20 protein-coding genes are annotated in these 17,125 nt (G+C 59.0%); 7 read left to right on the top strand and 13 right to left on the bottom strand.

The features are described 5' to 3' along the window. Window positions 1-26: 26 nt before the first annotated feature. The 6 genes from J5M66_RS17720 to J5M66_RS17695 form a co-directional block, all read right to left on the bottom strand. The gene (locus J5M66_RS17720; RefSeq protein WP_243432939.1) at window positions 27-692 is read right to left on the bottom strand and encodes a response regulator transcription factor; all 666 of its coding nucleotides are present in this window, start codon (window positions 690-692) and stop codon (window positions 27-29) included. A gap of 372 nt (window positions 693-1,064) precedes the next feature. Continuing rightward, window positions 1,065-2,393 (bottom strand): deoxyguanosinetriphosphate triphosphohydrolase, encoded by a 1,329-nt coding sequence (locus J5M66_RS17715; protein ID WP_016770846.1) that lies wholly within the window; start codon window positions 2,391-2,393, stop codon window positions 1,065-1,067. 69 nt (window positions 2,394-2,462) lie between these two features. Further along, the gene (locus J5M66_RS17710) at window positions 2,463-3,626 is read right to left on the bottom strand and encodes an EAL domain-containing protein (protein WP_122611524.1); all 1,164 of its coding nucleotides are present in this window, start codon (window positions 3,624-3,626) and stop codon (window positions 2,463-2,465) included. 120 nt (window positions 3,627-3,746) lie between these two features. Next, window positions 3,747-4,085, bottom strand: coding sequence for a hypothetical protein (locus tag J5M66_RS17705; RefSeq protein ID WP_016770844.1), 339 nt, complete (start codon window positions 4,083-4,085; stop codon window positions 3,747-3,749). Then, entirely contained in the window at window positions 4,082-4,468 is a 387-nt protein-coding gene (locus J5M66_RS17700; protein ID WP_008079909.1) for a phage holin family protein, read from the bottom strand. The genes J5M66_RS17705 and J5M66_RS17700 overlap by 4 nt, the downstream gene beginning before the upstream one ends. Window positions 4,469-4,470: 2 nt before the next feature. Continuing rightward, entirely contained in the window at window positions 4,471-4,785 is a 315-nt protein-coding gene (locus J5M66_RS17695; RefSeq protein ID WP_016770842.1) for a YqjD family protein, read from the bottom strand. A 301-nt stretch (window positions 4,786-5,086) separates the two neighbouring features. Here J5M66_RS17695 and J5M66_RS17690 point away from each other — a divergent pair, with 301 nt between their 5' ends. Then, window positions 5,087-6,295 (top strand): ammonium transporter, encoded by a 1,209-nt coding sequence (locus J5M66_RS17690; RefSeq protein ID WP_041478438.1) that lies wholly within the window; start codon window positions 5,087-5,089, stop codon window positions 6,293-6,295. Here J5M66_RS17690 and J5M66_RS17685 read toward each other — a convergent pair. Continuing rightward, a complete protein-coding gene (locus J5M66_RS17685; protein WP_016770839.1) occupies window positions 6,292-8,004 on the bottom strand; it encodes a monovalent cation:proton antiporter-2 (CPA2) family protein in 1,713 nt (570 codons plus the stop codon). The two genes, J5M66_RS17690 and J5M66_RS17685, sit on opposite strands and share 4 nt — an antisense overlap. Window positions 8,005-8,202: 198 nt before the next feature. Between J5M66_RS17685 and J5M66_RS17680 the strand changes: the two genes are divergently transcribed. The 3 genes from J5M66_RS17680 to J5M66_RS17670 all read left to right on the top strand — a co-directional run bounded on the left by J5M66_RS17680 (window position 8,203) and on the right by J5M66_RS17670 (window position 9,831). Beyond that, entirely contained in the window at window positions 8,203-8,442 is a 240-nt protein-coding gene (locus tag J5M66_RS17680; protein ID WP_122611525.1) for a glutaredoxin family protein, read from the top strand. A 110-nt stretch (window positions 8,443-8,552) separates the two neighbouring features. Next, window positions 8,553-8,870 carry a hypothetical protein gene (locus J5M66_RS17675; protein ID WP_016770837.1) on the top strand — a complete coding sequence of 106 codons (318 nt, stop codon included), beginning with the start codon at window positions 8,553-8,555 and terminating at the stop codon, window positions 8,868-8,870. 70 nt (window positions 8,871-8,940) lie between these two features. Continuing rightward, window positions 8,941-9,831 (top strand): pseudouridine synthase, encoded by an 891-nt coding sequence (locus J5M66_RS17670; protein WP_207807732.1) that lies wholly within the window; start codon window positions 8,941-8,943, stop codon window positions 9,829-9,831. 82 nt (window positions 9,832-9,913) lie between these two features. Here the strand turns inward: J5M66_RS17670 and J5M66_RS17665 are convergent, their stop codons facing one another. Beyond that, window positions 9,914-10,135, bottom strand: a complete 222-nt coding sequence (locus tag J5M66_RS17665; RefSeq protein WP_016770600.1) for a YgdI/YgdR family lipoprotein — start codon at window positions 10,133-10,135, stop codon at window positions 9,914-9,916. A 78-nt stretch (window positions 10,136-10,213) separates the two neighbouring features. Next, a complete protein-coding gene (mobA, locus tag J5M66_RS17660) occupies window positions 10,214-10,816 on the bottom strand; it encodes a molybdenum cofactor guanylyltransferase MobA (RefSeq protein ID WP_122700122.1) in 603 nt (200 codons plus the stop codon). Between the two features lie 81 nt (window positions 10,817-10,897). Between mobA and moaB the strand changes: the two genes are divergently transcribed. Further along, window positions 10,898-11,437, top strand: coding sequence for a molybdenum cofactor biosynthesis protein B (moaB, locus tag J5M66_RS17655; protein WP_016770598.1), 540 nt, complete (start codon window positions 10,898-10,900; stop codon window positions 11,435-11,437). Next, on the top strand, window positions 11,421-12,647 hold the full coding sequence (glp, locus tag J5M66_RS17650) for a gephyrin-like molybdotransferase Glp (protein ID WP_207807731.1): 1,227 nt from the start codon (window positions 11,421-11,423) through the stop codon (window positions 12,645-12,647). The genes moaB and glp overlap by 17 nt, the downstream gene beginning before the upstream one ends. A gap of 59 nt (window positions 12,648-12,706) precedes the next feature. On the opposite strand, the gene J5M66_RS17645 is transcribed toward glp, so the two are convergent. Beyond that, the gene (locus tag J5M66_RS17645; protein WP_016770834.1) at window positions 12,707-13,015 is read right to left on the bottom strand and encodes a hypothetical protein; all 309 of its coding nucleotides are present in this window, start codon (window positions 13,013-13,015) and stop codon (window positions 12,707-12,709) included. Between the two features lie 315 nt (window positions 13,016-13,330). Between J5M66_RS17645 and yegS the strand changes: the two genes are divergently transcribed. Then, window positions 13,331-14,248 (top strand): lipid kinase YegS, encoded by a 918-nt coding sequence (gene yegS / locus J5M66_RS17640; protein ID WP_016770833.1) that lies wholly within the window; start codon window positions 13,331-13,333, stop codon window positions 14,246-14,248. Here the strand turns inward: yegS and J5M66_RS17635 are convergent. From J5M66_RS17635 to J5M66_RS17625, 3 genes are all read right to left on the bottom strand, one after another. Next, window positions 14,232-14,891, bottom strand: a complete 660-nt coding sequence (locus J5M66_RS17635) for a response regulator transcription factor (protein ID WP_016770832.1) — start codon at window positions 14,889-14,891, stop codon at window positions 14,232-14,234. The two genes, yegS and J5M66_RS17635, sit on opposite strands and share 17 nt — an antisense overlap. Next, window positions 14,888-15,781: a sensor histidine kinase gene (locus J5M66_RS17630; RefSeq protein WP_122611529.1), complete on the bottom strand. Its 894-nt coding sequence runs from the start codon at window positions 15,779-15,781 to the stop codon at window positions 14,888-14,890. Before J5M66_RS17630 ends, J5M66_RS17635 begins: the two co-directional genes overlap by 4 nt. 463 nt (window positions 15,782-16,244) lie before the next feature. Further along, window positions 16,245-16,715: a hypothetical protein gene (locus J5M66_RS17625; RefSeq protein WP_024013689.1), complete on the bottom strand. Its 471-nt coding sequence runs from the start codon at window positions 16,713-16,715 to the stop codon at window positions 16,245-16,247. Window positions 16,716-17,125 lie beyond the last annotated feature (410 nt).

Raw genomic sequence — 17,125 nt, 5'->3', positions numbered from 1 at the left:
GATGATAGCGGTGGTCAGTTGATCAGTCACTCACATGCTGGAACTGCGGTAGCCTTACCGCGAGTTAGTAAGCGATTACCATTTAGCAGCACTGCTTTCAGGCTCGCTAGCCTCCGTAGTGAAGTGAACATAATGAATTGTTGCTTATAAGTGCTGACGGTTTTGTTGCTCAGAAACATGCCCTTGGCTATTTCCTTGTTGGTACGTCCCTGAGCAAATAACTGCAATACCATCAGTTCGCGGTCATTGACGGATTTGAACAGTTCAAGTTCAGCGTATCGAGTGTCGTCGGCGCGCACCGGATTAAGCGCTTGACTGGGGAAATAGTTATAACCGGAAAGTACCGCTTTGATTGCGCTGACCAATTCGCTCAAGTCTTCCTGCTTGCAGACATATCCCGATGCGCCGGATTGCATGCAACGAATGCCGAACAGCGTAGGACACTGCGCCGTCAGAATCAGAATCTTGAAATTGGAACCCATGGTGTTGAAGCGGGCCAGTACTTCGAGGCCGTCCAGCTTGGGGATGCTGATATCGAGAATGACCAGGTCGGGCATGCATTCACGGACCATCTGCATGGCATCGACACCGTTATCGGTCTCGCCGACGACCTTGTAGCCTTCATGTTCCAGGAGCATTCGCACGGCGAGGCGGATGACTGGATGATCGTCCACAATAAAAACGGAGTTCATAAATAGAGTCCCATGCAAGCATGAATAAAGCGCGCACCTTAGCTCAGATGCATGAGCACTCGCATGGACTGGTAGTGTCGCGACTACGTTATCGGATTAATCCTACGCGTAATGAGGAAAGAGACTACGTTGAAATTAGGTTCGGCGTAAGGAAGGGCGAGCAATCAATTGGCCGAAGATTGAAATGATCCGAAGGTCAATATTGATATTCAATTATTTGTCGATGTTTAAAGTTGTGTTTAATCAGCGGTGTTTATTTGATCGGGTTAATGGGTCAAACGTAGTTGAATCTCAGCTGGTTCACAGGGGCATTCAGCAAAACTCTCATGGTGGTCAGCCGGTCAGATCAGTGACCGGCTGCCCCCTCAAGACTCAGTGACTTGAACGCCCGGTCATTTCCAGTGCCATGTCACTGGCGTAACTGTCGGTCATACCGGCGATGAAATCGATCATGCGCAGAAACGAGCTGTGCAACGAACCCTGCGGATCCGGCGCATTGTTGCCAAGCAAATCGAGGATGCGCCGGCTCTTGAACGACGGCGTGCGCCCGTTGTGCTGCTCCAGCGCGGCGCCGCAGAACGAATTGAGCAGAATCTCCAGCGTGGTATACGCGCCGATCTCATGCAGCGTCTTGCGCTTGTCCTGGAAGATCTTCTTGCGCGCGATGTCCTTGGCGTTCAACACGCAGCGCTTCGCCGGCCCGTGCATGTGTTCGACCAGATCGCCGTGCAGCGTGCCGGCGAGCAGAGCATCCTGCTGTTCGACAAATGCCCGCGCCGCCGCGTTGGTCAGGTGCTCGATGGCCTTGCCGCGCAGGATCGCCAGCTTACGCCGGCGGGAATCCTGCGGGCCGAGCTGGCGATAGGTTTCCGGCAAATCGTCGCCGACCAGACCGAGCAGCAGTGACTCGACTTCGGCATATTCGAGCAACTCCATTTCCAGACCGTCTTCGAGATCGATCAGCGCATAGCAGATGTCATCGGCCGCCTCCATCAAGTACACCAATGGATGGCGTGCCCAGCGCTGGTCTTCGATTTGCGGCAGGCCGAGCTTGTGAGCGATCTGTTCGAGCAGCGGCAGCTCGCTCTGATAGCAGCCGAACTTGTGTTTCTTGTAGCCGAGGGAGTCGGCGTGGCGCGCGGTCCACGGGTACTTCAGATAGGTGCCCAGCGTCGCGTAGGTCAGGCGCGTGCCGCCGTCGAACTGGTGATATTCCAGCTGCGTCAGCACGCGAAAGCCCTGGGCGTTGCCTTCGAAGTTGAGAAAGTCACCGCGCTCGGCCTCGCTCATGCCGTCCAGCCAGCCACGCCCAGCGGCTTGCTGGAACCAGTGGCGGATGGCGTCTTCGCCGGAATGGCCGAACGGCGGATTGCCGATGTCATGCGCCAGGCAAGCCGATTGCACGACCATGCCGAGGTCGGCCGGGTCGCACCAGTCTGGCAGCGCGCTGCGCAAGGTTTCACCGACACGCATGCCCAGCGAACGGCCGACACAGCTGACTTCCAGCGAGTGGGTCAGGCGGGTATGAATGTGATCGTTGCTGGTGACCGGGTGCACTTGGGTCTTGCGCCCGAGGCGGCGGAAGGCACCGGAGAAAATGATGCGGTCATGGTCTTTGTGAAAAGGGCTGCGGCCGAGTTCTTGCGGGCTGTGCAGCGGCTTGCCGAGGCGTTCGCGGTTGAGCAGGGTTGGCCAATCCAAGGCTGATTCTCTCCGTCTGGTGACTGATCGCCCTAGCTTCCCGGTTCGGCTGCGCGCCTGCAAGCGGAACTACAGACCCGCCGCATCGATATCAATCAGCAACAGCCGTTCGCCGTTATCGAAAAACTGCCCCGCAGTCAGGCAATACTGGTTGCTGGTGGCATCGCGATAGGTGTTCGACAGGGTCAGGCGGCGTTCTTCCCAGCCTTCGGCCAGCAGATGATAGAAGTACGGTCGCCACGACCAGTTGTGCCCCAGATAGCGATCATCGGCAAACCAGCCGTCATGGCGCCATTCGAGGTTGGGCGTCAGTTGCGTGCCGTGGCGGTCGCACTGATAAAAGCGCAGCAGCCAGGGAAACGCCTGCAATTGCGGCAATGCACTGAGCGGGGCGCGGGCCTGCGCCCATTGCTGCAGAATCGCCATCAGTTCGCTGAGCTGCTGACGCATTTGCATCAACCGCCCGCGCTCGCTGAGTTTCTGCTTCACGTAGCGTTGCCGCAATTGCGCGAAATGCGCGACGAAAGCATCCGTAGCGAAGAACTCTTCCTGCGCCCGGGCGAAGAGAAAACCCTGCACGTAGCGCGAACCGCATTCCAGAGCAAAATTCAGCTGCGCTTCGGTTTCGACGCCTTCGGCGATGATCCAGCAGCCGGTTTTCTCGGCCATTTGCGCGAGGGCCTTGACCACATCGCTGCTCGGTCCGCCGAGGGCCGCAGCCTGAAACAGGCGCATGTCGAGCTTGAGAATGTCCGGTTGCAGGGCCAGTACCCGATCCAGCTGCGAATAGCCTGCGCCAAAATCATCAATGGCGATTCTCGCCCCTGCGCCACGGTAGCGCCCGACCACGTGGGCCAGGCGTTCGCTGTTACCGCCCAGTTCGGTGATTTCGAAAACGATGCGCTGCGGATCAACCTGGTGTCGCGCCAATTGCTTGAGGCTTGGCAGCGCTTGATCGGCGCGCAGGCGACTGATCCAGCGTGGCGACATGTTCAGGCTGAGGAACCACTCCGCCGGCGCTTCATGAAGGCGGCTGAGGGCGTGGTCACGGATCTGCCGATCGAGACGGCGCAAGGCAGTGGCCGGTGTCCGTGGGTCGGCGAACAATGGCCCGACCGAGGTCAGTTGACCATCGCTCTGGCGCAAGCGACCGAGTGCTTCGACACCAGCGATGCGGCCGGTGGCGGTATCGATAAAAGGCTGAAAACAGGCGAGCGGTTGCCCGTCGATCACGGCAAGTCCTTAATCTTGTTTTTGGTTTGGCCGCGCTTGCCGGATAGGCACGCGGGATGGAATCTCCCGATAAGGAGATTCATCCCGGCGCTATTGCAAGAATGTAGCCAGAAGGGCGCTTCAGCGTTTGCCCGAGCTGTGCATGACCAGTCTGATCAGCGGCCCAAGCGTCGTGCCCAGACGCAGCAGTCGCGTCAAACCGCCACCACTGCTCCGTTTCGAGCCTTTGCCGGTGAGGAAACCCAGCAGCGTCACCGCCGCCACGCCCCACAACGGCGCGTGCTTGATGCCGAAACCGTCCTGCACGTTCTGCTTCATGCCACGCATGCGCTGCAACGGTTGCAACACTTGCGCGGTTTCGTGGCGGATTTCCTGACGGTGCATTTCCATGCGCAGGCGGATCAGCGCCTTGCGCATTTCCCGGCGTGAGCTGTTGTGCGGAAGTTCAGGCAGGCTCATGGCAGCAGGCGCTCCCGGTCGTTGGCCAGCTCTTCGAGCGTGCCGTGGAAAGGCGAGGACTCATCGAAAATCGCCGCTTTGAGGCGCAGGCCGCAGAAGATCGACGCCAGCGTGTAAAACACGCACAGGCCGATGATCGCTGCCAGGCGGTAGGTGTCCCAGAAGATGATCATCACCAGCGTCGACAGACCTACCAGCAACAGCAGGGCAAACACCAGCGCCAGGCCGGCGAACAGCAGCAGGCTGACAGTGCGTGATTTCTGCTCCTGCAGTTCGATGCCGAACAGTTCGACATGACTGTGCAGCAGGCCCAGAACGGCAGCGCCGAGGCGACGTGTGGAGGAGGCGGTGCCCGCAGTCGGGCCGGATTCACCGATCGACATGATCAGCGCCGAGTTGCCAGCAGGCCGATCAGAAAGCCGACGCCGGCAGCGATGCCCACCGATTGCCATGGGTTGGCCGATACATAGTCTTCAGTAGCGGTGACCGCCGCCTGACCGCGTTCGCGCAGGGTGTCTTCAGTCACTTTCAGGGTTTCCCGGGCACGCAGCAGGCTGTCGTGAATCTGGGCACGCAGCTCATCGGCCTGATCACCAGCGAGGGTCTTGGTGTGCTCGAGCAGGCGTTCGGTGTCGGCGACCAGAGTCTGGAAGTCGTTCATCAGGATTTCTTGAGCAGTCTTTGCCTTGATGCTGGCCATGGGTGGATCTCCGTAGGTGGCTTTGAAGCGTTCGAGTATGAGCCTTGCGCGAAGGTTCAGTGCAAATGCCTGGTACAACTTTTGCTGTGTCGTGGTGCGTCGCTCGGCGTAGGTGCGCTGTTGCCGGGCGTCCAAGCAGAAAAACTCTAATTCATTTGCCGGCGGTTCGTGTTCGGACATCGATTCATGCGCCAAATCAGTTCATCGACCCTGCCGTTAAATGACTGGTGAGTCGTAATTTGGTGCATGAAATGCCCGCATGAACCGCTTTGGTGCCTTTTAGCCTTGGGTCTGCCTCCTCATGGAAAATCTGCAAAGCGCTGTGGACACGCTGGTTCACAGCTCCAACACGTTGTTCATTCTGATCGGTGCGGTGATGGTACTGGCGATGCACGCCGGTTTCGCCTTTCTGGAGGTCGGCACGGTCCGGCAGAAGAACCAGGTCAACGCGCTGGCGAAAATCCTCAGCGACTTCGCCGTCTCGACCCTGGCCTATTTCTTTATAGGCTATTGGATCTCCTATGGCGTCACCTTCATGCAACCGGCGGCGGTGCTCACGGCTGACCACGGCTATGGCCTGGTGAAGTTTTTCTTCCTGCTGACCTTCGCTGCCGCCATCCCGGCGATCATTTCCGGCGGCATTGCCGAACGCGCGCGGTTCGTCCCGCAGTTGTGCGCGACGGCGCTGATCGTAGCGTTTATCTATCCGTTTTTCGAAGGGCTGATCTGGAACGGCAACTTCGGCTTGCAAGGCTGGCTGGCGGCGCAGTTTGGCGCGGCATTCCATGATTTCGCCGGCTCGGTGGTGGTGCATGCCGTGGGCGGTTGGCTGGCGTTGGCCGCTGTTCTGCTGCTCGGCCCGCGCAATGGTCGCTACCGCGATGGGCGCCTTGTCGCGTTCGCGCCGTCGAGCATTCCGTTTCTGGCGCTGGGCTCGTGGATCCTGATTGTCGGCTGGTTCGGCTTCAACGTGATGAGCGCGCAAACCCTGCAAGGTGTCAGTGGCCTGGTCGCGGTCAACTCGCTGATGGCCATGGTTGGCGGTACCGTCGCGGCGTTGATCGTTGGGCGCAACGACCCTGGCTTTCTGCACAACGGCCCGCTGGCCGGGCTGGTGGCGATTTGCGCCGGATCCGACCTGATGCATCCGGTCGGTGCGCTGGTAACCGGCGCGATCGCCGGAGCCTTGTTTGTCTGGTGCTTTACCGCTGCCCAAGTCAAATGGCGCATCGACGATGTGCTGGGCGTATGGCCGCTGCATGGTTTGTGTGGCGTGTGGGGCGGGATTGCCTGCGGCATCTTCGGTCAGTCTGCGCTGGGTGGCCTGGGCGGCGTCAGCCTGATCAGCCAGTTGATCGGCACTGCGCTTGGCGTCGCGGTCGCGCTGGTCGGCGGCTTCGTCGTCTACGGCGCGATCAAGGCATTGCATGGGCTGCGCCTGAGTCAGGAACAAGAGTATTACGGCGCCGACCTGTCACTGCACAAGATCGGCGCGGTGAGTCAGGACTAGATTTCCTCATCATTGGCTCCGGGATAGAAACCGTGGAGCAGGCGATAGCGATCGATACGCACTTGATCGACCTTCTCCTGCACTTTGTGCGCGGGCAGGCCAAGCATGATCAGCGCGTGTGAAGCGAGCATCAGGCTCGACTCCAGAAGCTCCGGCACCACCTCGGTGGCGCCGGCGGCTCTGAGTTCCGCCGATTGGCTGTCGTCACGGGTGCGTACCAGAATCGGCACCTGTCGGTTGAGTCGCCGGGCTTCGCGCAGAATGCGCAACGCCACGTCGCTCTGATCCACGGCAATTACCAGCAGCCTGGCGCGCAACAGGCCAACCGCAGTAAGCAGATCGCCACGCGCCGAGTCGCCGTAATGCACGTCGCTTTCCGCGGATGCGGCTTCCTGCACCCGTACCGGATCGTTGTCCAGCGCAACATAGGCTTGCCCGGCGTTGCCCATGAAGCGGCCGATGGATTGGCCGACGCGTCCGTAGCCGCAGATCACCACGTGCTGGTCGAGGTCGGCGTTGAGCGCGCTGATCTGTTCGATCTGCGCTTCCTGATTGGGCTTGCGGTGCAGCACGGCGGCGATGCGCGGCGCCGCGCGCAACAGCAGTGGCGTGAGCAGCATCGAACAGAACGTCGCCGCGAGCAGCAGGGCGCCCGGTTCGGCCGGCAACAGGCTGTTTTGCTGCATCTGCGCCATCAAGGCAAAACAGAATTCGCCACCCTGGGCCAGGGCCAGGCCGCTGCGCCATGCGGTTTCGCTGTCACTGCCGCGCCACTTCACCAGCAGCGCGACCACGATGCCTTTGATCAGCATCAGGCCGAGCGTCAGGCCGATGATCAACAGGCTGTGACTGACGAACAGTTGCAGGTCGATCAGCATGCCGATGCTGACGAAGAACACGCCGAGCAGAATGTCGCGAAAGGGCCGGATGTCGGCTTCGATCTGGTGCCGGTAATGGCTTTCCCCGAGCAACATGCCGGCGAGGAAAGCGCCGAGTGCAGGCGACAGCCCCAGCAAGTGCGTGAGCCAGGCAGTCAGCAGCACGATCACCAGCGCCAGCAGGACGAACAGCTCCGCAGAGCGCGAAGCCGCCACCTCATGAAACAGCCGTGGCAATAACCAGCGACTGGCGAGCAGCAGGCCGAAGAACAGCACCACGGTTTTGCCCAGGGTCAACGGCAAGGCCCAGTACCAGGCCTGCTCGCTGGTGCCGGCGAAGACCGGAACCAGTGTCAGCAGCAATACCGCGACAACGTCCTGAAACAGCAACACGCCGACCGCGTTCTGGCCGTGGCTGCTGAATACTTCACCAAGACTGCCCAGCTCCTTGGTCACGATCGCCGTGGATGACAGCGATAACCCTGCGCCGAGCAACAGCGCCGGCATCAGCGGCATGCCCAGGCCCATCAACAGTGTGCCGAGCAGCGCTGTGCTGATCAGCACTTGCTGACTGCCGAGACGAAACACCACCTGACGCAGCGCAATCATCTTCGACAGGGAGAACTCCAGACCCAGCGAAAACAGCAGAAACACCACGCCCAGCTCGGCGACATCGGGCAGATGTTCGCTCTCGTTGACCCAGTCGAATGCGTTCGGCCCGACCAGTAATCCCACGCACAGGTAACCCAGCACCGGCGGCAGTCGCAGGCGCCGGAACAGGGCAATCACCACCAGGGATGAGGCGAGGATGATCAACAGATTTGCAAACACGGGACACTCCGCTGTCAGGGCGTTGGCCTCTGAAGCGTAGAGGCAAAAAGTCCGCGAGGATGACGCATTTGCAATTTGCGCTGAATGATTTGCGTCAGGATTTTGCGCCGGGAGCGCTGGGTCCTTTGGGCGGCGCCGGGTCGACGAGGGTTTAGTGGCGTCCTAGAATGGGCTCACTTGTTTTCCGGTAATGCCGTCATGTCTCCAGAATGTCAGCTGTTCGGCACCCTCGGGTGTCATCTGTGTGAAGTTGCCGAAGCCGAGCTGATGCCCTTCGTCGAGCATGGTCTGCTGGTTGAATTGGTGGACATCGCCGAAGACGAATCGTGGTTCGAAAAATACAGCTTGCGCATCCCGGTACTGCGGCGGGTTGACACCGGCGCTGAGCTGGATTGGCCGTTCAGTGGCGACCAGGTAGTGGCATTTTTAGGCTGCTGATTTTGCCTTGATCCTTTCCGCTGGTCGCAGCGATACATCCTTGCGTTGGCGCTCGCTGAATTCTTCGGTTACTGTATGTCCATACAGCAATCGAGTCAGAGGGATGAACCGTGGTCAATGTCGAACAGTTGAAGAGCAGCGTTAACCGGATGTCGGTGGACGTGGTGCGCGAGGCCGTCCTCGAATTGCGCCTGGACGGGCTGGTCACGGAAGGCAAGACGCCATTCAACAAGCTGCATTTCAATACCTGCTTTGCCGAAATCGAAGCCCTTTTTCAACGCGCCGGTTATCACAAGCAGCTGGATGTGGTCGGTTATCAGGGACTGTTGTACGCGTTGTACGATCCTGGGCGTTGGGAAGCGGTCGATGTGTTGCGCTGGCTGAAGGAGTTCACCGAAGCGGCGGCCCTCAAGTCGATTCCGGCCTGATCAAACTGCGCTAGGTGGCTTTGCCTCACTGTTGGATAATGCCGGCCTGCATTGAGGATTTCTGTTTCGTATGACCAGCCCCGTATTTTCCGCTGCGCACAATCAGGCCAGCACCTTGTATTTGCCGCCCGGTCCCTGGCTGACGGTACTCGATTGCCTGTGCGAACACTTCAGTGCCATCGGCCGCGAACAATGGCTCGACCGGATTGCTCGCGGACGGGTGCTGGATGCGCAGGGTCAGCCGATTGCGCTGGACTTGCCCTACAAGGAAGGGCTGCGCATTCATTACTTTCGTGAGGTGCCGGACGAAAAGCCGATCCCGGTGCTCGAGTCGATTCTCTACGCTGACGAACATCTGGTAGTGGCCGACAAACCTCATTTTCTGCCAGTAACTCCGGCCGGGGAATATGTCGAACAAACCCTGCTGCGCCGGCTGATCCGTCGGCTGGACAATCCGCATCTGGTGCCGCTGCACCGCATCGACCGGCACACCGCAGGGCTGGTGATCTTCTCGGCTAACCCGCAAACCCGCTCGGCCTATCAGTCATTGTTCCCGACCCGGCAGATCGACAAGCGCTACGAAGCGATCGCCCCGGCGCTGCCCGAGCTGGATTTCCCTTTGGTGCACAAGAGCCGTTTGATCGATGGCGAGCCGTTTTTCCGTATGCAAGAAGGGCCTGGCGCCTGCAATACCGAAACGGCGGTCGAAGTGCGTGAGAAAAATGGTGATCTGTGGCGCTATGGTCTGTATCCCGTGACCGGCAAAAAGCATCAGTTGCGGGTGCACATGACGGCGCTGGGAGCGAGTATTTGCAACGACCCGTTTTATCCGACGGTGTTGAAAGATGTCGAGGACGACTACGCCAACCCGTTGAAGCTGCTTGCGCAAGGCCTGCGCTTCATCGACCCGGTGACCGGTGAGTTGCGGGAGTTCGAGAGTCAAATCACCTTGCAGTGGTAATGCTGAAACTGCTTTCCGAGTGCCCATGAAAAAGCCCGCATGACAATGCGGGCTTTTCTGTATCCGGTAACGACGCGGAGCCTTACAGCTCTTTAACGGTACGAACCTGATCCTTGTTGATGCGGGTCTCTTTGCCGTCCAGCTGCTGGAACTCGTAGAAGCCCGAATCATCATCGTATTTCGGGGTGTCGACGGCCTGGATTTCGCGACCGTCATTCAAGGTGATCACTGTCGGCGAGGAGCAACCGGCGAGGGTTGCCAGGCCCAGTGCGAGCATGAAAGTGGCGAGGGTCCGTTGAGTCATGAGTGTGTCTCCGAATGGGAAATCTTCTGGTTACTGAGCTTGAGACGTAAACAAGGCGTGAGAGTTCCTTGGATAGTGTCAGTCTGACACAGTGTTGTGCAGATGTAACAATTCGGGGGTGTTGAGGTTGGCCAGTCGCGGGTCGTTGTCAGGGCATTGCAACGCGACGGCGCCGAGACTGCGCATCACCCGCCCCGGGCTGCGCTCGCCTGCATTCCAGGCTGCTTCGAATGCCGGCAACAGCGCCACCGGAATCACGCACAGCAGCGGTTCCCAATGTTCGCCGTGGCGCAGCATTAAAGGTTTGTCACGTTGCAGATCGGCAGTGGTCAGCATGTCTTGCAGCAAGGCCTTGTCGATTCGCGGCACATCGCATGGCAACACCAGCAAATGCGCATGGCGTGCCGCTTTCAGCCCTGCGCGAATACCGGCCAGCGGGCCCGGAAAATCGCCCTCGTCATCGATGACCAGTTGATCGGCAAACGTGGCATAACGCTCGCGATTGCGGTTGCAAGAGATGATCAGATCGTCGGTCAGCGGCCGCACCTTGCGCTGCAAATGCGCTATCAACGGCTCGCCCAGCCACTCGATAAGCCCCTTGTCCTGACCGCCCATGCGTTGACCGCGTCCACCGGCCAGAAGCAGGACGGAGCAGGGTGGCAACGGGTTGTTCGAGGGCATGACGACTCTCCAGAGGGGCGGCGGAAAAATGAGCCGCTGTGATATAACACCGGGCTGTTTCCCCTACAACTGGAAGAGCCTATGAAAGCCAAGGCTGATGTACCTTTCGTGCCGCTCAATATTGCGGTGCTGACTGTCAGCGACACCCGAACCCTGGAAACCGATACCTCCGGCCAGGTCTTCGTCGATCGCTTGATCGCGGCCGGTCACGCGCTGGCCGAGCGTGTTTTGCTTAAAGATGATCTCTACAAAATTCGCGCGCAAGTCGCCAATTGGATTGCCGACGATGTGGTTCAAGTCGTGCTGATCACCGGCGGCACCGGCTTTACCGGGCGTGACAGCACACCGGAAGCGGTGGCCTGCCTGCTCGACAAACAGGTCGACGGATTCGGCGAACTGTTCCGCCAGATTTCCGTGGCTGATATCGGCACTTCGACTGTGCAGTCTCGGGCCTTGGCAGGTCTGGCCAACGGCACGCTGGTGTGCTGCCTGCCGGGTTCGACCAATGCAGTGCGCACCGGTTGGGACGGCATTCTCGCTGAGCAACTGGACGCCCGTCATCGTCCGTGCAACTTCGTCACCCATCTCAAGCAGGCGGCGCCTTGTGAATCCCGTGGGTAAGCCGGGCAAGACCGGCAGTTTGCTGCCTGTCGAAACGGCGCTCGAGCGTTTGCTGGCCATGGCCGATGCGTCGCGCATTGTCGAGCGCGAGCACTTGCCGCTGGCTCAAGTCGAAGGGCGGGTGCTGGCGGAAGATTTGATCTCGACGCTGGATCTGCCGCCATGGCCGAACAGCGCCATGGACGGCTACGCCTTGAACCTGGCGGATTGGCAAGGCGAGCCGCTGCCGGTCAGTCAAAAGGTCTTCGCCGGGCAATCTCCACTTCCTTTGGAACCAGGCACCTGCGCACGCATCTTCACCGGGGCACCGCTGCCGCCGGGCGCCGACTGTGTCGAGATGCAGGAAAATGCTAAAGTCCAGGCCGATGGCCGAGTGCGCTTTCTTGAGCCTTTGAAGGCCGGGCAGAACATTCGTCCGCAAGGGCAGGAAACCACGGTCGGCGAATTGGTACTGCAAGCTGGAACCCGGCTCGGACCGATTGAGCAAGGCCTGGCTGCTTCGCTTGGCTGTGCCGGCCTCAATGTCGTGCGCAAACCTCGCGTCGCTGTTTTGTCCACCGGCGACGAGCTGGTTGAACCCGGCCAGGCATTGGGGCCGGGCCAGATCTACAACAGCAATCGCGTACTTCTGTGCAGTTGGCTGCAGCGTCTGAGTTGTGAAGTGATTGATGGCGGAATTCTCCCGGACGATCTGCCCACCACGCGGGCGCGGCTGGGCGAATTGCAAGACGTCGATCTGATTCTGTCTACCGGCGGTGTCTCGGTCGGTGAGGCGGATTTCCTCGGCATTGCCCTGCGTGAAGAAGGCGAGTTGGCCCTGTGGAAGCTTGCCATCAAGCCCGGGAAACCGTTGACCTTCGGCCATTTTCGCAACGTGCCGGTGATTGGCCTGCCCGGCAATCCCGCCTCGACGCTGGTGACGTTCGCCCTGCTGACGCGGCCTTATCTTTTGCGTCGCCTGGGTGTGCAAGCCGTCGAACCGCTCAAGTTTGCAGTGCCAGCAGGTTTTGTCTGGTCGGTGGCCGGCAACCGTCGTGAATATCTGCGCGGGCGCTTGGAACAGGGGCGGGCGATCATTTACCGCAACCAGAGTTCCGGTGTGCTGCGTAGCGCGGCGTGGGCCGACGGATTGGTGGAAGTCCGAGAAGGCCGCACGCTGAGCGAGGGTGATGCAGTGAGCTTCATTCCCCTCAGTGACCTGCTGGGGTAGCCGGTCTTGCCCATGCACGCGTCGGCGGGTAAGCACGGCGCGTGCAACAATTGATTCGGTCAGTTGCTGATCAACGTCACCAACTGGTCGAATCGGCTGTTGGCCACCCATCCCAGCAGTCCGAGGATGACAGCGGTAGCACCCGCCGAATACGCCAGACGGTGTTTGATCGTCCGCACATCATTGAGCACTTCGTCCATGTCGCGGCGCATGTATTTGAAGTGAGTCTCCAGCTCGCTGACTCGGGGTTCCATATCAAACTCTCCAGGGGTCTTGGCGCTGTTACAGAAGTCTGGTTTCTTGCTGGCACGACTTTCGGCGAGAGCGGCGACCGGGCTCACCGGTGCCTTGGTTTCATGGTTGCGCATGGAAGTACTCGCTGGTCGTAGCAACTGCACGCTTGCTGATTATTCCATTGCTCGATTCATGGAAATGAATCGCGGGGTATCCGTTCATTACCGGCACATCCTTGTGTTATTGAGTTGAAAGTTGGTGCTGCCGGCACACGGTGACCCAATGATCGGACGGGGTCAATTAAGCCGATTCCTCTTGTTTCGTAAGAAAAAATACCGCTGTGTAGGACGCTGGCCGTTTGAAAAGCAATTAATTGCCATCCCTGCGGCTTTTTTAACGCGCGCAGTGGTCAAGATGTTTCAATCGATTTCAATTCTTGGAGTGACGTTATGAGTGAACGCCGGGCACTGCTGATCTTGCATGGCAAACAGGCACTCAACGAGGATGTCCGCGCTGCCGTCGAAGCCAAGCGTGAGCAAGGCTGGGAACTGGCTGTGCGAGTGACGTGGGAGGCTGGCGACGCCCAGCGTCTGGTCGAGGAAGCGTTGGCGGCCGGCTACAGCAAAATCATCGCCGGTGGCGGTGATGGCACCTTGCGCGATATTGCCGAAGCGCTGGCGCAGCATCCGCAAAAAGCCAGTCTCGTCCTCCTGCCGCTGGGCACCGCCAATGATTTTTCCCGTGCCGCCGGTATTTCCCTGGAGCCTGCCGAAGCCCTTGAGCTACTGGATGTTCAGCCCTCGGATATCGATCTGGGCGAAGTAGGCGGGCAGATTTTCCTGAACATGGCGACCGGCGGATTCGGCAGCCAGGTGACCGCCAATACTTCGGAAGATTTGAAAAAAGTCTTGGGCGGTGCCGCTTATCTGTTTACCGGCCTGACCCGGTTCAGCGAACTGCATGCCGCTTACGGCGAGTTGCAAGGCCCGGATTTTCATTGGCAGGGTGAACTGCTCGCACTGGGAATCGGCAACGGACGGCAGGCGGGTGGCGGCCATGTGCTGTGCCCCGAGGCGCGAGTCGACGATGGTTTGCTGGATATCAGCATTTTGCCGGCACCGCAGGAGCTGGTCGGCACGCTGAAGAATCTGCTGAGCGAGGGCTTCGGCCTCGACAACATGTTTGTGCGGGCACGTTTGCCGTGGGTCGAGATCAAGGTCGCCGAAGGGCTGAGCATCAATCTCGATGGCGAGCCGCTAGAAGGCGACAGTCTGCGATTTGTTGCGAAACCTGCAGCGTTGCAGGTGCATCTGCCGAAGGACTCGCCGTTATTGGGCCAACAACCGTCAATCAGTCATCAAGGCTGATGATCTGCTCACGCACGGCGAACAGCACCAGACCCGCCACGTCGTAGATTTGCAGGCGTTTCATGATCTGCGCGCGGTGGGTTTCAACGGTCTTGACGCTCAAGCCCAGACCGTTGGCAATTTCCCGGGTCGATTTGCCGCGCACGATCAGGCGAAGGATTTCCAGCTGGCGCGCGGTCAGATTGTGCGAATCGGCGACGTCCGGCTGGCTTTTCTGGTTTCGCGTCAGTGCCTGATTGATCACCGTATGGGCAATGGCCGGGCTGAGGTAGCGTTCGTTGTTGCGCAGGGCTTCCAGCGCGTGCTCGAGCTCGGTGGCCGTGGTGTCCTTGAGCAGGTAGCCATGGGCACCGGACTCCAGTGCCTGCATGATCAGCGCCGGATCGGTGTGCATCGACAGAATCAGCACTTTGCTCTGCGGCCGCACGCGCTTGAGCCGTTGCAGCGCTTCCAGGCCACCGGTTTCTCTCATCGAGATGTCCAGCAATACGATGTCCGGGCTCAATTGCTCGACCATTTCAAGCAATTGCGAACCATCACTGGCTTCGCCGATTACCGCGTAACCGGGAATATCCAGTACCAGAGCGCGCACGCCGGCTCTGATCAGCGAGTGGTCATCCACCAGAAGTAAGTTACAAGTCAACGCATAACCTTATTCGTACTGGCCCGTTCGAGTGCCCGAGGCGCCCACGGGAATAGTGCTTCGATTCGAGTGCCTTTGCCCGGCTCGCTGACAACATTCAACGTACCGCCCAGTTGTTCGATACGCTCGGCCATTCCGGCCATGCCGCGTTGACCTTCTCTGGCCGGGTCGGCCGCCGGGGCAAAACCCAGGCCGTCATCACTGATCAACAGCGTCAGACCTTGCGGCAATCGCTGTACCCGAATCAACAGGTTTTTTGCCTGTGCGTGCCGGAGGATGTTGGTCACGGCTTCCTGGGCGATGCGAAACGCGGCGACGGCCATTTCCTCGGGGATGCCGTTGAGCCGTTGCTGGCAATCGAGACTCCAGTTGACCGGCGTGTTGGCCAGTGTCTTGAGCAAATGCGCACGCAGGCTGGCTTCGAGTCCAAGGCTGGTCAATTGACGTGGATTGAGAATCGCCGAGACGTCACGCACTTTGGTCAGGGTTTCATCCAGCGTGTCACAGAGGACCTTGCATTGTTCCTGCAGATCTTCCGGCAGGCGGCGTTTGAGCCAGTCACTTTGCAGCTTGGCGGCGGTGAGCAACTGGCCGATATCGTCGTGCAATTCACGGCTGAGGCGATGGCGCTCGTTTTCCTGGACTTGCAGCAGTCGATCAGCCAGCTCTTGTGGCTGAAACTTGATCGATTTGCGCGACAAGCGATATTGCACCCAGACGCACGCGGTGGCGGCAACGTCGAGTGCCAGCAATCCCAAGGGAAGGCGTGCGGAAACAACATACGCCAGCAGACTGCCCAAGGTCGCCAGAACACACAGAACAAGTGTGAAGCGCCGGGCGTTTTCCCGAGAAGGTGGCCATGTAATGAGTGACTTGAGACTGGCGTACATAACGGATGGAGCCAATGGATGTTCGCTGCGGGCAGACCGACCGGTGACTGGCGGATCTCTGTGTGGAAATACTGTCAATTATGTTATTGATTCATACCGCATTCGTTAAGCAATCATTGACCGGCAATAACATTGCTAATGAAACGCTGGAGTCACTGTGCCATTAAACGGCAGGTAATCAACCGGCGGCATAATACCACTTAACATACCGTTGGTCGCGGTCGCTATATATGTCCATTCAGTCAGGAAATACCGGATCGTGGACGCAAGTTCCATATTGGAAAAAGTTGGAATTCTTGTAGCTGGACGACTTCGATTTGCCTCGAAGTGTCTCTGGGAACACACAGGGAAAACCCTGATGGCGGCATCTGGAAATCAGCCGTTGGTCGGGCAAATTATTTGCCCCGGATTGTCGCTTTCAGGTACGAAGCATTCATTTACGACAATATCGCGGATTGCAGGCTTAAGCCTGGTGCGCTATCAGGGACGCAGAGAGCAAACGTTTGCTCATCATCTTCGGCTCGAACGTGTCCTGGCCCATTTGTGCCGCGAAGGCCTCAAGCAGGGCTGTCTGCTCGCTGCCATCAAGGCTCAGTTGTCCGGTTTTATGATCGACCAGCTCAAGCTGCCATGCCATCAGGGTGAAACAGTCTCGCAAGGCATCGAGGGCCTGTTCGTGCAGGTCGACGCGATCCTGGGTCAGATTCAGCAGACTGTAGATGTGCAGGGAAAACTCGGAGATTGCTTCCAGCGCCAAGGCTTCGGCGCGGCCGGCCAGCTTCAGCAGAGTGCCGAGCATGCAGTCGATGGCATCCTTGTCATTGCTGATCAGTTGCAGATGGCTCAGGCATTCTTCGGACTTGGCGAGAAGCGTTTCGGCCTCGACCAGAAATTCGGGGAAGCGTTGCGCCCAGTCTTTACGGTCGATTGGCATGTTCATCTCCACCACGTCGTGTTGGTTGACGGATGGCCGTGTGTGGCGACGATCGTGAATCGTCGACAGATCGCGCCCGGCGGTGCAGGTGCACGGACCGAGGGGTTCCAGAGGGTGGGTTGCCACTGAATTGCGATCGCACACAATAGCCTGACTCCGTTCATGCAATGAGAATGGCGTCACAGTAATGGCTATTGGAAATGGCGAATATCAGGTTGGGCCTGATTGATCCTAGGGGAATCCCTTAGGCGCGGGAACCTAACGTGCAAACCGAGGTCGCGCCGCAATGAATCTAGCAGATGAAATCACGAATGCCAGTAAAGCATGATGTCAGTGTGACATCAATGGCCGTTTGTGGCATTTTTAGCGACGTGCTTTACAGCAATCAAGATTAGCTGAATGCAGCCGAT

Source organism: Pseudomonas sp. 67(2021) (assembly GCF_017491835.1).
In the GTDB taxonomy this organism is placed as follows: Bacteria; Pseudomonadota; Gammaproteobacteria; order Pseudomonadales; family Pseudomonadaceae; genus Aquipseudomonas; species Aquipseudomonas atacamensis.
The sequence above is the reverse complement of the archived record's forward strand: the minus strand, read 5'-3'. Positions and strand labels throughout refer to the sequence as shown.